The sequence below is a fragment of the Allobosea sp. TBD101 genome, from assembly GCF_059817965.1.
Window position 1 is genome coordinate 4644628 of sequence record NZ_CM187543.1, and the last position, 13876, is coordinate 4658503.

Sequence of the window (13876 nt, forward strand, 5' to 3'; positions counted from 1 at the left end):
AGAGACGGCATGCTCAGGCGATATCCGGCAATTGCCAACCGTAGCGGGCGATCGCGAGTGCCGCTTCGGTGCGATTTCTGACCTGAAGCGCCCGCATCAGCGCAGTGACATGATGTTTCACCGTGACTTCGGCGATCGAGAGCGTGCGGGCGATCGCCTTGTTGCTGCGGCCACGCATCAGCAACGCCAGTACATCGAGTTGCCTCCCCGTGAGGCCGAGCTCGGCCGGCGTCGGAGACCGCTCCGACACCGCCGGGGGCACATCCTTCGGCCGGGACGGCCAGGCTTCCGGCGGGATATAGATACCGCCGGCCAGAACGAGGCCGAGCGCACCGACCATGACCGAGCGGGGCGCCGATTTCGGAATGAAGCCGACGGCGCCGGCATCGAGCGCCGCGGCCATCACATCGGATTCCGTGCTGCTCGACAGGACGACCACCGCCGTCGCCGGGAGGCGCGCGCGGATTGTCTTCAGGAGCTGGAGACCATCGCCGTCCGGCAGGCCGAGATCGAGGATGACGAGCTGGGTCTCGGGATTGCTTTCGGCAAGCTCCATGGCCTTACGGGCGGAGTCCGCCTCGTCGATGACAGCACACGCCATGATCTCGGCCAGGATGGCGCGAAGTGCGTCGCGAATAAGGGCATGGTCATCGACAAGAAGGATTTGCATGACAGGGCACAAATTGCCCTAGCTGAGCCGCAACGACAATCGTGCCAACTGCCCGTCGCTTTCCGTCTGCTGATCTCGCCTAAGTCCGGCGAGTTGGCAAGCAGGGCACGTTGCTTTTCCGGGTTTCGCAACTGTCCGCGCAGTCATGGCGGGGATGAAGACCTTCGGGGCGGCAGGCTTGTTGCCGAGCGAACCATGCGGGCGCAGCGTGTTGAAGTGCCGTCGCCAGCTTTCGACGACGATCTTCGCCTCCGCGAGCGTGTAGAAGATCTCGCCGTCGAGGAGTTCGTCGCGCAACCGGGCATTGAACGGCTCGATGAAGCCGTTCTCCCAGGACTGCCGGGCGCGATGTAGGCCGTCTTGGCGCCGACCGCGCCGATCCATCCCTGCACGGCCTTGGCGACGAACTCGGGGCCGTAGCACATTGGGAAGGGGCTCAACCGTTGGCTGACGGCGCGCGAAGCCTTGCGTAGCGCAGCGCGCCGCCACGGCGGTCATGGCCGACCAGCAGGTCTCTAAAGTGAGGTTGTCGAGACAACACTTTGGAGCGAGGCCAACCATGACCAAGCGCTTTTCTACTCCCACCGGCGTCGTGCTGGTAGCGATCGACATGTCCAAGCACCGTCAGGAGGTCCTGATCGAACGACCTGAAGGCGGTCGACGCCGGCGGATGACCGTGTTGGCGACCAGGCCGGATTACGACCGCCTGGCTGCTGAGCTTTCCGCGATCGGACGACCGATCCTCGTCGGCTTCGAGGCGACCGGCAACTACCATCGCACGCTCGCTTACCGGCTTCTGACGGCAGGCTTCGAGCTGCGGCTGATCTCCTCGGTCGCGCTGGCCCGAACCCGGGAGGCGCTGCACAACGGTTGGGACAAGAACGATCCCAAGGACGCACAGGTCATCCTGCACATGCTGCGGATCGGCGCGACGCAGGCCTATGTCGACCCGTTGGCCGCCGGCATCAACGATCTCCAGGAGCTGTCGAAGACGCACGAGACGATCTCGAAGGCCAAGACGCAGACCTGGCACCGCATCCTGACGCATTATCTGCCGCTGTACTTTCCGGAGATCGGCCGCTTCGCCGGCAATAGCCGCTCGGATTGGTTCCTGGCGCTGATCGAGCGCTTCCCCACCCCCGGCAGCATCACCGCACTGGAGCGGGAAGCGTTTTCGGCCGAGGCCTGGCCTCTGGTCGGCCGCAAAGTCTCCAAGGCGCGGCTGATCAACGACATCTACGAGACGGCTTGCTCATCGATCGCGTTGCCCGTGCCGGAGGAGAGCGCGGCGATCACGATGTTCCGGATGATCATTGCCCAGGCGCGGGGCCTGATCCGGGAGCGCAACCGGATCGAGGAGATCGCGCAGGTCACGTTGGCCGATCATCACGATTACCAGTTGCTGCGGCGTATCCCGGGAATCGGGCCGATCAACGCTCTGACAATCATGGCTGAAGCCGGAGATCTGCGCCGGTTCGGCCATCACCGCCAGTTCCTGAAGTTCTGCGGCCTCGACCTCGCCACCTGCCAATCCGGCACCTTCCGCGGTCGGACCAAGCTGTCGAAGTACGGCAATGCCCGGCTGCGCCGAACGTTCTGGATGGCGGCGCAGGTCGCCGCGCGCCAATGCGACAACAGCTTCCGCGACAAGCTCGGCCGCTATGTTGCCGGTCACGCGGACGATGCCGATCGCCGTCGCAAGGCGATGACCGCGCTCACCGCCAAGATGGCGCGGGTAGCGCATGCCGTCGTCAAGACGGGAACAGAATACCGGCCGTTCCTGGAACGGTCGGATGCCAGGTGGAAGGACCCCTCTCTGCAAGTGCCGTGAGGGCGCCAGAGGCGACCCTGTAGATAATGTTCGGGCCTTCCACCTGGGTGCGTATCTCGTCTTGAGGACGGTGAGGACCACGGCCGCATCAATGCCGCTGGATCCTGTGTTTGCTATGGCTGGGAGCGATCCCGTTGACGGTGGAAACCATCTGGATCAGCTTAATGCCGACGTCGGCGCATTGCCGACGCGATGAGGCCTGTTGGCCAAAGCCCAAAGCTGCTTCCCGACATAGGACGTTGTCTGACCGAACATGTCCCAGCACGCCGCGCAGGATGAACAGGTCCGAGAGCACGTCGATGACGTCGATCGCCGTCAGGCGGCACGTCGCGGCGATTGAGCGACGCGCTACACCGCCCTCACGACCCGACGCGTTTGGAACGGTCCGTGTGGAATCTCCGGCGGGGCAAAACTGTCGGAACTGGCCCGATCCCAGCGGCTGTACCAATCGGCGAGTTCCGGAAACTCGTTTCCACCCAACAGGAAGCCTTCCGGCAGATAGGGGAAAGCCTCGTTGCCATCCAGGAATTCGTTGTCCTTCTGCCTGAACATGAAGTGATAGGGCATGAAGTCGCTGGGATGGCTGAGGCCCGCCGCCCCCGCGATTTCGCCGAGCGCGTGCATGGTGTTGCGATGAAAGCGCGCGACGCGGTCACTCTTGTCACCGATATCGATGGCGCTCTGGCGCCGCTGGTCCTGTGTCGCAATACCGACCGGGCAACGATTGGTGTGGCAAGACTGGGCCTGGATGCAACCGATCGCAAACATGAAGCCGCGCGCCGCGTTGCACCAGTCTGCCCCGAGCGCCAGCGTGCGGGCGATGTCGAACGCTGACACGATCTTGCCAGCTGCCCCGATCTTGACCTGTTCGCGGATGCCGGCGCCTCGCAGCGTGTTGTGGACGAACGTCAGCCCTTCCAGCATCGGCATGCCCACGCGGTTGGCGAATTCGACGGGAGCGGCGCCCGTGCCACCCTCCGCACCGTCGACGACGATGAAATCAGGGACGACGCCGGTGTTGAGCATGGCCTTGACCATGCTCATGAACTCGCGGCGATGGCCGATGCAAAGCTTGAAGCCGACCGGCTTGCCGCCGGAAAGCTCCCGCAATTCACCGACGAATTGCATCAACCCGGCCGGGGTGGAAAAGGTGCTGTGGGCCACGGGCGATAGGCAGTCCACGCCCATCGCAATGCCTCGCGCCTCCGCGATCTCGGGTGAGATCTTGGAAGCCGGCAGCATGCCACCATGGCCCGGTTTGGCGCCTTGGCTGAGTTTGATTTCGATCATCTTGATCTGCGGATCAGCAGCCAGTTCCGCAAATCGCTCGGGAGAGAAGCTGCCATCCTCGTTGCGGCAGCCGAAATAGCCCGACGCCACTTGGAAAATCAGGTCCCCGCCGCCTTGCCGGTGATACCGGCTGATGCTGCCTTCGCCGGTATCGTGTGCGAAGCCGCCCTTCCGCGCGCCGGTGTTGAGCGCCAGAATGGCATTGGCGGAGAGCGCTCCGAAACTCATGGCCGAGATGTTGTAGATGCTGGCCTCGTAGGGATGCCTGCAGGCAGGCCCGCCGATCCGGACGCGAAAATCGGTGTCGACGATGGCCGTCGGCGAAGCCGAATGAGTCAACCACGCATAGCCGGAGCCGTAGACATTCTCGGAGGTGCCAAAAGGCAGCTTGTCCTCATCGCCCTTGGCGCGCCGGTAGACCAGTGCGCGGTCCTGCCGGCTGAATGGAACTTCGTCATGGTCGCTTTCGATGATGTATTGCCTGATTTCCGGCCGGATGCTCTCCATCAGGAAGCGCAGATGTCCGATCACGGGGTAGTTGCGCAGAATCGAATGCTTGCGCTGGCGCATATCATGAACGCCCAGAAGGACCAGAGCGCCCGCAAGCGCCGTCGGGATGAGCAACCACCCGCTGTGGAAGAGCCCTCCGACAAGCGAAGCGACAAAAGCGAGCACGGCTAGGAGAAATGCCGCATAGCGTTGATTCAGCAGAGCATTTTTTAGCATGATATCCTGGAGCAAAGCCTGGCCGATATACGTTGAACGCGAGGAATTCGGGGCATCCTGAAGCGACGGCAGCAACCGGTTCTGGACGATCTCATCGAGAATGCGGCCCGCCCGAACGACTTGGCAGGTCTATGAACAGCCTCCCCTGAGTTTTCAAGGACACCCCCTCCTGGTTCAGCCAGCTTCGGGTTCAGGAGCATGCTCAGATTGCTCGGCAGAAGCCGAGGCGTCGCCCCCGGCGACATCGTCCGGCGTTTAGACCGCGATGATCTGCCTGATGCGGGCGATGATGCCCACACGCCGGCCGAATACGTGAACGCCATCACGCTGATGGCCCGGATCGCCTCCGCGACCGGGTGCCCCTGGGACAACAGCACGTCGACCTGCCGCAGCTTCGCGACGATCTCTTCAGGCTTGTGCTTCTTCTGCGGCATCGCCGGCATCCTCCAAAGGCTCAAAAAGCCTACTTCAAGGAGGGCCACTCTTCAGGGTGCAGGCCACTGAAGTACCGCTTCGGCATGTTTCTGTCCTTGAATTGGCATAGGTCGATCGGGATTGTGGCGCCATCGTTCAATTCGAAGGATGCCGGCCGTGCTAACCCGTCGTTCGAACCAGCGTGGCGGAAGAAACGTAATGCACTTCGTCTTGAACGGCAGAACCGCAGCGATCCCCGAGAGCATGTCGGACGATCGCCTCCTTTGGGTCCTGCGCGATCATCTTGCATTGAACGGCCCCAAATATGGCTGCGGCGTGGGCGCGTGCGGGGCATGCGTCATCCATGTCGACGGCGTGGCCGAGCGAGCCTGTCTTTTGACGGCAAAAGACATCGAAGGACGTGACGTGACGACCCTGGAGGGCCTTGGTTCACGTGCTGCCGGGGGCCTTCATCCGGTCCAGCAGGCCTGGATCGATGCGGGGGTTCCACAATGCGGCTATTGTCAGAACGGTCAGGTCATGACCGCTGCCGCCCTCCTGAACGCGAATCCGTCGGCGCCGTCCGCCGATATCGCCGCAGCCATGGACAGCGTCATCTGCCGCTGCGGCACGCAACGGCGCATAGCGGCGGCGATCGACCTGGCACAGCAGATGCTGCGGGTGCGCACGTAATGGCGCTCTCACGGCGTTCCCTTCTCAAGGGTTTCGGCTGGGCGACGGCCGGCCTGGTCGTCACCGCCGGCGGAGGCTATGGCGTCTCGCGGCGCCTCGCGCTGCCCTATCGGGGCGTGCCGACCGCGCAGGATGCATCCGCCTGGCTGCGCCTCACGCCGGAAGGCGTCATCGAGATCATGATGCCGCGCGCAGAGCTCGGCCAGGGCATTGCCATATCGTTCCGGCAGGTCGTGGCGGAAGAGACCGGCTTCCCCCTGGACCGCATCCGGGCAATCCTACCGCGCACCGATCTGCTGCCTCCGGCGCGAGCGACGGTCGGTTCGGATTCCGTTAGGGATTTCGCGCCGCTGTTGGCCTCTGCCGCCGCCGCTCTGGCGGTCGTTCTGAAACGCGCCGGGAGTGTCGACGGCGCCCCCCCGCCCGTGGGCTTTCGCGTGCTCGCAACCGCCCCTCGGCTGATCGATGCCGCCGCCATTCGAGAAGCCAAGCCCGTTTCGCTCAAGGTCGGGCCGAAGCGCATCGTCGGTACCGCGGAGCCGACCGACGCCATTCGTGCGATCGTCACCGGTGACGCACCGCTTTTTGCCGACGATATCCGTCTTCCGGGCATGGTCTTCGGCGCCGTCCTTCGTTCGCCGCGTCTGGGCGCGGTCTTGTCGGAGGTCGATGACGCAAAGGCCCGGGCGCTCCCCGGCTATCTCGGCCTGCGCCGGGTCGGCGAGCGCGCCCTTGTCGCTGCCGAAAGCCGCGGAGCCCTGGAGCGCGCCCTGGCCGCTCTGGTGCCGAAATGGTCGGGCGGGCTTTCCGATAATGCCGACATCGCCGCCCTGATCGATGTCGACCATGGCTTGTCGAAAGGCGCGCTTGAGCACATCGCGCGGGACGCGCATTTCGCACCCGGCGAGGCCTTCGCCGACTTGCGTCTCGAGGTGCCGATGGCGGCCCATGCCTGCATGGAGCCGCGCACGGCGGTCGCGCGCTTCGATGAAGCCGGCAAGCTCGAACTCTGGACAGGCACGCAGGACGTGACCTTCATCCGCGCGGCGCTGGCCCAGGAACTGGGGCTGTCACGCGATCTCGTCACCGTGATCGGCTGCCGGGTCGGCGGCGGCTTCGGCGGAAAGACGCTCTGCATGGTGGAGTTGGAGGCGGCTCTGCTGGCCAGGGCCTTCGGGCGCCCGGTCAAGGTGCAATGGACCCGTCTCGACGAGTTCCGCGAAGCGTTCCATCGCCCGCCATCCTCGCACCGGATCAGGGCGAGCCTCGCCACGGACGGTACGCCGGACGGGTGGCATCACGCGTTCCGTTCCGGCCATGTGATGTTCACCTCCGCCGCGATGGGGCCGGTCCTGCAATTCGCCACGAGCTTTTTCGGCGATCCCGGCGTGCTGCGCGGCGCGATCCCGCCCTATACGGCTGCACGGCAGCGCGTCGAATTCGAGGATGTGCGCCTGCCCGTCCACACCGGCCCTTGGCGCGGGCTGGGTGCCGGGCCGAACATCTGGGCGATGGAGACGATGGTCGATCATCTGGCGCGTCTGCGGGGTGAGGACCCCCTCGCCTTCCGCAGGCGGATCATCGCCCCGCAATGGCCCCGCCTCCGCCGGGCGCTCGATCGGGTGGCCGCACTGGCGGGGTGGGGCGCGCTGCAATCCACACCGGAGCGCGGCTACGGCATGGCCTGCGGTGTCTACAAGGAGATGTCCTATGCTGCGGTCATCGCCGAAGTGACCCGCGCGGGCGAGCAGATGCGCGTCACGAAGCTCTGGTGCGCCCATGACTGCGGGCTGATGCTGAACCCGGGCCAGGTCCAGGCTCAGGTCGAGGGCAACCTCGTCTGGGGCATCGGCATGGCTCTTTTCGAAGACCTCACGCTTGCCGAAGGGACCGTCGCGCAGACGAGTTTCGCCGACTATGCCGTGCCGCGCTTCTCCGACGTTCCGGAGATGGTCATCGAGTTGATCGACGAAGGCGAGGCCCCGACCGGCGCCGCTGAAACGGCCATCGTGGCTGCTGCGCCCGCGATCACCAACGCCATTGCCGCCATGACCGGCAAGCCGGTTCTGCGCCTGCCCTGGCGGGCCGATCGGGCGGCATGATCTTCCCGGCGCAGATCATCCGCCTGGCTCTCGCCTGCGGCGTGCTGAGCCTTGGCGGCTGTGCCGTCGCGCCCGTCGGCCAGGCTCTCGATCCGCAAATCCTGCGCATGGCCGCTCCGCAAACAGAGACGCGCCGGCCGCGCGGAGAGGTCGGCCATATGCTCGCCCTGTCGAGCGGCGGGGCCGACGGGGCCTTCGGGGCGGGCGTGCTGGTCGGCTGGACGAAAAGCGGCTCGCGGCCGATCTTCGATCTGGTCAGCGGGGTTTCGACGGGCGCGCTGCAGGCGCCGCTCGCCTTTCTCGGACCCCGCTACGATGCCCTGCTCGAGGAGGTCTACACGACGACGCGCACGGCCGACATCTTCAAGGGCAACGGCATCGGCGTTCTCGTCAAGGCCGGCCTGCACAAGGCCGATCCGCTGCGCCGCAGGCTCGACGACATCATCACGGATCGCATGATCGCCGAGATCGCCGACGCTCATCGCGAGGGCCGAAGGCTCTACATCGCCACCACCGACCTGACGAATGGCCGGGCGGTCACCTGGGACATGGGCCGGCTGGCCGCATCCGAGCGGCCCGATGCGCGACGGGCCTTCATCGAAATCATGCTGGCCTCGGCAGCTCCGCCTGGCCTGGTCGAGCCGATCCCGCTGCCTGATCCGACGAGCGGCATTGCGGTCCTGCACGGCGACGGCGGGGTGATGCGCCCGATCGTGGTCGATCCGGCCATGCTGCGCGGCGCACGCAAACAGACGCTCTGGGTCATCGCCAACGGCCATGTCAGCACCGCCGCCACGACACGGGCAGCCGGATACCACGCCAGCACGCTCGCCCGCCGCGGCGTCTCGCAGCTCCTGCGCAGCCTGAGCTTCGGCGCCGTGGAGCGGGCAGCGGCCCTGGCGAAGGCAGAGAGGGCTGCCTTCCGGCTCCAGCGCATTCCGGACGGGTTCCCGGAAGCGGCGAGCCCATTTGATTTCGAACAGGCCGAAATGCGAGGTCTGTTCGAGCTTGGTCGACGGCATGGCGAGGCCCCGTCGAGCTGGCTCGATGCTGCGCCAAGGACCGATACGCGATGAAGCGGGCAAAGGACGACCTGACCGGAGCGGCCTTGGTCAGGCTCATGCAGCTCTCCTTTGCCGAACAGGGGATCAGCCCGGGCGACGGCGAGCTAAGGCCGCGCCTCAATACGCCCCATGCTTCGCTCAGCGAGAAGACGGCTCTGGCCGAAGCCGTACTGGCCAGGCATGGACCGTCCGCCCTTCTGAAAGTCGGCCAATCGGTGTCCCGCCTGGCGTTCGACCCGCTCGGGGCGGCACTTCTGGCCGCGCGGAGCGGGCCTGACCTGATCGGGCGTTGGCGCCGGCTGGAACGCTACGTTCATACCCGACATCCGGTCATCGTCCATTCCGTCAGCGAGACCGAGGCATTGCTCGATCACCGCGGCGAACCCGATGATCCGCCGGGACCGGCGGTCGACTACCTCCTGTCGGGGCTGTTCGCCGGGCTTCTTGCAGCGGCCGGCTGCAGCGAGCTCCGGCTGACGATCGGGCCTGATCGGGAGCCGACGGTCGTCATCGAAGCCGGCGCCGTCATGGAGGGTATCCCGCCGGTCGCTGCACAAACCGGGCTTTGGCGCTTCAACTGGAGACCGAGTGCGAAACCTCCGGCACCCCACGCCGTGCTTTACGCCCCGCCGGACCAGCGCCTCAGCAAGCCGACGCGGGACATCATCGCGCTGGTTGAAAGCGATCTGCTCGTGATCTGGTCATTGGCGCTGCTGGCACGGCAGCTCGGCCATTCGCCACGCACATTGCAACGGCGACTGACGGATGACGGCCTGTCTCTGCAGGGGCTGCGCCGCCTATCCCAGATACGTCAGGCGAGCCTGATGCTGCTCGGCGGCACGGCCTCGCTGACCTCGATCGGCTTCGCCTGCGGGTTTAGCGATTCCGCCCATTTCGCGCGGACCTTCAAGAAGACGACCGGCATGAGCCCAACGGAGTTCAGAATGTCGGCGAGGGCCTGAGTGCCGGTGCGATCGGTGAGCGCGGCGGTGAGGCGGCCGCGTTCGCTCTCATGACGGAGCGGCTCGACGCCGACACGCGGTCCTGTGCCGGCATTCCGTCCCGCCAGCCCGCCTTGCGGGAAGCGAGGCCTTTCCCACGCCACCGCCCGGCGTGGCGCCCAGGCTCCTTCCCGGTCATCGAGGCCCGTTTTCCTGTCTCGGGCCAGGGCCGGCAAGGCAGCGAGGCTGACCCGATTTCGCGAAGCAGGTCAGGAGCTTGGGCGAGCGAGCCCTTGCGGCTGCCGTTCGCGTGTGCCCTACTCTCAAACAAAATATCGGGAGGCCATCCTTGTCCCATGCAAGAGGGTCACGGCCCAACGGTGACGCAGGGGCACCCGATGGCCACGGCCAAGCCATCGGAGCTGCGACGCTCGGCGCGCTCGGCGTCGTCTATGGCGACATCGGCACCAGTCCGCTCTATGCGCTCAAGGAAGCGGTTCGGGCCGCGAGCGCCGGCGGCGCCTTGCAGCCGGAGGCTGTGATCGGCTGCGTCTCGATGATCCTGTGGGCGCTGATCCTGATCATCTCGATCAAGTACTCGCTGCTGATCATGCGAGCGGACAATCGTGGCGAAGGCGGCATCATGGCGATGCTGGCCCTGCTCAAGGCGCGCCATGCCAAGCCGGGCTCGGCGCGGGCCTATGTGCTGGTGGTCGGCCTCGTCGGCGCCGCGCTGCTCTATGGCGACGGCGCCATCACGCCGGCGATCTCGGTGCTCAGCGCGATCGAAGGCCTCAAGGTCGACGCGCCGTTTCTGGCGCCGGCCGTGGTACCATTGACCGCCGCGATCCTGCTCTGCCTCTTCCTGGTTCAGAGCAAGGGCACCGGCTTCATCGGCCGGTTGTTCGGGCCGATCATGCTGCTCTGGTTCCTCGCCCTGGCGCTGCTCGGCATCCGCGGCATCCTGATGGCGCCGGGTATCCTGGCCGCGATCAACCCGTTCAACGCGTTGTATTTCATCACCCATACCTCCCCCGTCGTCGGCTTCGCCGTTCTCGGGGCCACTTTTCTGGCCGTGACCGGCGGTGAGGCGATGTATGCGGATATGGGCCATTTCGGCCCGAAGACGATCCGGCTCGCCTGGTTTGCTGTCGTGCTGCCGGCGCTGATGCTGAACTATTTCGGCCAGGGCGGGCTGCTGCTGGTCCATCCGGCGGCGATCGAGAATCCGTTCTACCAGCTCGCCCCGAACTGGGCCCATTATCCGCTGATCGCCTTCGCGACGGCGGCCGCCGTCATCGCCTCGCAGTCGATCCTCACCGGCGCCTTCTCGCTGACACGCCAGGCCGTGCAGCTCGGGCTGTTCCCCGCCGTCCACATCAAGCACACGGCCCATGACCAGCAGGGCCAGATCTACATCCCGATCGTCAACTGGCTGATGTGCCTGGCGACCTTGACGTCGGTCTTCGCGTTCCGCTCGTCCGAAGCCCTGGCCGGCGCCTATGGCATCGCGGTCTCCCTGCTCATGGCCATCACCACCGGGCTGGCGGCGCTGATCGCTCTCAAATGGGGCTACAGCCTGATCCTCGTCGCCGCGGTCAATGGCTTCTTCCTGCTGATCGACCTCGTCTTTTTCTCCGCCAACCTGCCGAAGCTGCACGAGGGCGGCTGGTATCCGCTTGTCCTGGCACTCGTGCTGGTGGTGATCATGCTGACCTGGCGGCGCGGTCTGGCGCTGGTGGAGGCGGCGCGCAGCCGCCAGCGCGAGCCGGAGAAGGAGTTTCTGGCCATGCTGGCGACGAAGCCGCCCATGCGCCTGCCCGGGACGGCTGCATTCCTCGCCTCAGCTGCACGGGGCGTCCCACTCTCGCTCTCCCATTTCGTCCGCCACAACCACGCACTGCATGAACGCATCCTGCTCATCACCGGCAAGCTGGAGGAGGTGCCGCGCGTCTCCGACGACGATCGCATGGAGGTCGTCGACCTCATGCCCGGCGTGACGCGTGTGATCCTGCATTTCGGCTTCATGGAGACACCACACATTCCCGACGGCCTGCGCTGCGGCGCAGACCGTGGTCTTCTACCGGGCATCGATCTCGACCAAATGTCGTACTATATCGGCCGCGAGACGGTCATTCCGCGTGACGACATCGCGGGAATGGCGGTGTGGCGCGAATCGCTCTTCGCCTTCATGCAGCGCAACGCTGAGCGATCCGCCGCCCATTTCCACATCCCGGCCACCCGGGTCGTCGAGGTCGGCGTCGAGATCGAGATCTGACGGAGCACGCCCGCCCTCTCGACATTGCCTGCGGCTGGTCATGGCAAACCAGCCCTCGTCAGCGGCCGGCCAGCATCATCCTGCCGAGCGCACCGGCGACCATGGCCTGCTCGGCCGCCGGTAGCATGGCGACGAGGCGCCGTTCCGTCTCGGCATGGTCGCGCATCGCCGGCTCGACCAGAAGACGGCCCTTCTCGGTGAGTTCGACGATCACGCCGCGACCGTCGGTCTCGTCAGCCATGCGGCGGACATGGCCCGCCTTCTCCAGGCGCCGCAGCAGGTTCGAAAGGCCGCCCGAGGTCAGGATCAGCGTGTCGAGCAGCGCTTTCGGCGACATGCGATAGGGCGCGCCCTGCACGCGCAGCGTCGCGAGCACCGCGAAGCTCGGATATTTGAGCTTATGCCGTGCGAGGGTCCGGTTGATCGCGACTTGCAGCACCTCGTTGAGGTGAAGCAGCCGGCCGACGATCGCCTTGCCCGAACAATCGACATCCGGAAACTCGCGCCGCCAGCGCTGCATGCCGGCGCCGACGCGGTCGTTCTGCCAGAGCGCATCGGGCGTTTCGAACGTCAGGTTTCGCGCGGCCTCGTTGCGCATTCCAATCCTCCAGGACGGCCTTTCCGACCACGCCGGGGCGCGCGATGCAAGCGCCCATGATCACCGTCTCGGCATCAAGATATCTTTCATTTATCTTTCTTGAAAGACAAATCGAGCCGTGTCATGCTCTCCCTCGGCCGATGGGAGGGGGATTCCGTCGACCGAGGGACAAGCCGCGCCAACAGCGGTGCGCCTTGAGGCCAACAGACGGGAACCAGCAACCATGCGCCAGATGTTTCGTCATGCGACCGCAGCCGCCGTCCTCGGCGCCGCTCTCGCCTCCACCGCCCAGGCCGAGGAGCTTGTCGTGGGCGCCTTCGGCGGCTCCTTCGCCGAGAACGTCAAGGCCTGCCATGTCGCCGCCTTCGAGAAGGCGACGGGCGCGACCGTCTCGCTGAAGCTCGGCAATTCCTCGCAATTCGCCGCGGCCTTGCGCGCCACCGCCGGCAAGCCGGACATGGATATCGTCTATATCGACAACTCGCTGGCGGCTCAGACCGCCAATGAGAAGCTCAACGACAAGATCGACCGCGCGAAGCTTAAGAACGCCGCCGACGTGATCCCGACCGCCTGGGGCAAGGACGACAGCTATGTGGTCGCGATGGTGAGCGCGACGACGCTGGTCTACAACCCCAAGCTGGTGAAGGCGCCGCCGACCTCCTGGCTCGACCTCGCCGATCCGAACTATGCCGGCAAATATGCGATCGGCGACATCAGCGGCACCTCCGGGCTGCAGTTCCTGCTGGCGCTGAACAAGCTCAAGGGCGGCACGCTCGACAATATCGATCCCGGCATCGAGGCGATCAAGCCGATCGCGAAGGGCTCGGCCGTGCTCTACACCCAGGCCGACCAGCTCCTGTCGCTGTTCGAGCGCGGCGAGATCGCGATCGCGCCGTGGTATCCGGACCGCGCCGGCGTCGCCATGGACAAGGGCCTTTCGCTCGCCGTCGCCTATCCCAAGGAAGGCGCGGTCGGCATCCTGCCGGCGGTGGTCCTGCCGAAGGGCTCGACCAAGACGGAGCTCGCCTACAAGTTCCTCGACCAGGTGCTGTCGGCCGAGGGCCAGGGCTGCTTCTCGGAGCGCGCCTATATCGGTGCGGTCAACACCAAGGTGAAGCTCTCGGACAAGCTCAAGGGCATCGTGCCGAATGGCGAGAGCCTGGAGAAGGCCTGGTTCATCGATCCCGAGGTGATCGCCAAGAACAGCGCGACCTGGACACGCCGCTGGCAGCGCGAAGTCGCGCGCTGAAGCGCAGGGCAGCGGGAGAG

Annotated in this window: 9 protein-coding genes and 3 pseudogenes; 7 read left to right on the forward strand and 5 right to left on the reverse strand. The window is 65.7% G+C overall.

Annotated elements, in window-relative coordinates:
• Positions 1-13 precede the first annotated feature (13 nt).
• Positions 14-670 carry a response regulator gene (locus tag AC6RIC_RS22685; protein WP_454658258.1) on the reverse strand — a complete coding sequence of 219 codons (657 nt, stop codon included), beginning with the start codon at positions 668-670 and terminating at the stop codon, positions 14-16.
• A gap of 18 nt (positions 671-688) precedes the next feature.
• A pseudogene (locus tag AC6RIC_RS22690) lies at positions 689-1086 on the reverse strand (integrase core domain-containing protein); the annotation flags it as partial.
• A gap of 143 nt (positions 1087-1229) precedes the next feature.
• Here AC6RIC_RS22690 and AC6RIC_RS22695 point away from each other — a divergent pair.
• Positions 1230-2493, forward strand: a pseudogene (locus tag AC6RIC_RS22695) (IS110 family RNA-guided transposase); the annotation flags it as partial.
• 356 nt (positions 2494-2849) lie between these two features.
• Here the strand turns inward: AC6RIC_RS22695 and AC6RIC_RS22700 are convergent.
• Together AC6RIC_RS22700 and AC6RIC_RS22705 are read right to left on the reverse strand one after the other, a co-directional pair.
• The gene (locus tag AC6RIC_RS22700) at positions 2850-4517 is read right to left on the reverse strand and encodes an FMN-binding glutamate synthase family protein (RefSeq protein WP_499734006.1); all 1668 of its coding nucleotides are present in this window, start codon (positions 4515-4517) and stop codon (positions 2850-2852) included.
• 308 nt (positions 4518-4825) lie between these two features.
• Positions 4826-4951: pseudogene (locus AC6RIC_RS22705) on the reverse strand (IS3 family transposase); the annotation flags it as partial.
• 199 nt (positions 4952-5150) lie between these two features.
• Here AC6RIC_RS22705 and AC6RIC_RS22710 point away from each other — a divergent pair.
• The 5 genes from AC6RIC_RS22710 (at position 5151) to AC6RIC_RS22730 (ending at position 12009) form a co-directional block, all read left to right on the forward strand.
• A complete protein-coding gene (locus tag AC6RIC_RS22710; protein WP_499734007.1) occupies positions 5151-5624 on the forward strand; it encodes a (2Fe-2S)-binding protein in 474 nt (157 codons plus the stop codon).
• On the forward strand, positions 5624-7726 hold the full coding sequence (locus tag AC6RIC_RS22715) for a xanthine dehydrogenase family protein molybdopterin-binding subunit (protein WP_499734008.1): 2103 nt from the start codon (positions 5624-5626) through the stop codon (positions 7724-7726). Before AC6RIC_RS22710 ends, AC6RIC_RS22715 begins: the two co-directional genes overlap by 1 nt.
• Positions 7723-8802 (forward strand): patatin-like phospholipase family protein, encoded by a 1080-nt coding sequence (locus tag AC6RIC_RS22720; RefSeq protein WP_499734009.1) that lies wholly within the window; start codon positions 7723-7725, stop codon positions 8800-8802. Before AC6RIC_RS22715 ends, AC6RIC_RS22720 begins: the two co-directional genes overlap by 4 nt.
• Positions 8799-9752 (forward strand): helix-turn-helix transcriptional regulator, encoded by a 954-nt coding sequence (locus AC6RIC_RS22725; protein ID WP_499734010.1) that lies wholly within the window; start codon positions 8799-8801, stop codon positions 9750-9752. Before AC6RIC_RS22720 ends, AC6RIC_RS22725 begins: the two co-directional genes overlap by 4 nt.
• Positions 9753-10146: 394 nt before the next feature.
• Entirely contained in the window at positions 10147-12009 is a 1863-nt protein-coding gene (locus AC6RIC_RS22730; RefSeq protein ID WP_499736648.1) for a potassium transporter Kup, read from the forward strand.
• Positions 12010-12067: 58 nt separating this feature from the next.
• Here the strand turns inward: AC6RIC_RS22730 and AC6RIC_RS22735 are convergent, their stop codons facing one another.
• Positions 12068-12607 carry a MarR family winged helix-turn-helix transcriptional regulator gene (locus AC6RIC_RS22735; RefSeq protein ID WP_499734011.1) on the reverse strand — a complete coding sequence of 180 codons (540 nt, stop codon included), beginning with the start codon at positions 12605-12607 and terminating at the stop codon, positions 12068-12070.
• Positions 12608-12830: 223 nt separating this feature from the next.
• Between AC6RIC_RS22735 and AC6RIC_RS22740 the strand changes: the two genes are divergently transcribed.
• Positions 12831-13856 carry an ABC transporter substrate-binding protein gene (locus tag AC6RIC_RS22740; protein WP_499734012.1) on the forward strand — a complete coding sequence of 342 codons (1026 nt, stop codon included), beginning with the start codon at positions 12831-12833 and terminating at the stop codon, positions 13854-13856.
• Positions 13857-13876 lie beyond the last annotated feature (20 nt).

Bases quoted from the DNA above. Each gene is read 5' to 3' on its own strand.
- AC6RIC_RS22715 (WP_499734008.1), top strand. From the start codon at position 5,624: ATGGCGCTCTCACGGCGTTCCCTTCTCAAGGGTTTCGGCTGGGCGACG.
- AC6RIC_RS22725 (WP_499734010.1), top strand. From the start codon at position 8,799: ATGAAGCGGGCAAAGGACGACCTGACCGGAGCGGCCTTGGTCAGGCTC.
- AC6RIC_RS22740 (WP_499734012.1), top strand. From the start codon at position 12,831: ATGCGCCAGATGTTTCGTCATGCGACCGCAGCCGCCGTCCTCGGCGCC.
- AC6RIC_RS22710 (WP_499734007.1), top strand. From the start codon at position 5,151: ATGCACTTCGTCTTGAACGGCAGAACCGCAGCGATCCCCGAGAGCATG.
- AC6RIC_RS22700 (WP_499734006.1), bottom strand. From the start codon at position 4,517: ATGCTAAAAAATGCTCTGCTGAATCAACGCTATGCGGCATTTCTCCTA.
- AC6RIC_RS22720 (WP_499734009.1), top strand. From the start codon at position 7,723: ATGATCTTCCCGGCGCAGATCATCCGCCTGGCTCTCGCCTGCGGCGTG.
- AC6RIC_RS22735 (WP_499734011.1), bottom strand. From the start codon at position 12,607: ATGCGCAACGAGGCCGCGCGAAACCTGACGTTCGAAACGCCCGATGCG.
- AC6RIC_RS22685 (WP_454658258.1), bottom strand. From the start codon at position 670: ATGCAAATCCTTCTTGTCGATGACCATGCCCTTATTCGCGACGCACTT.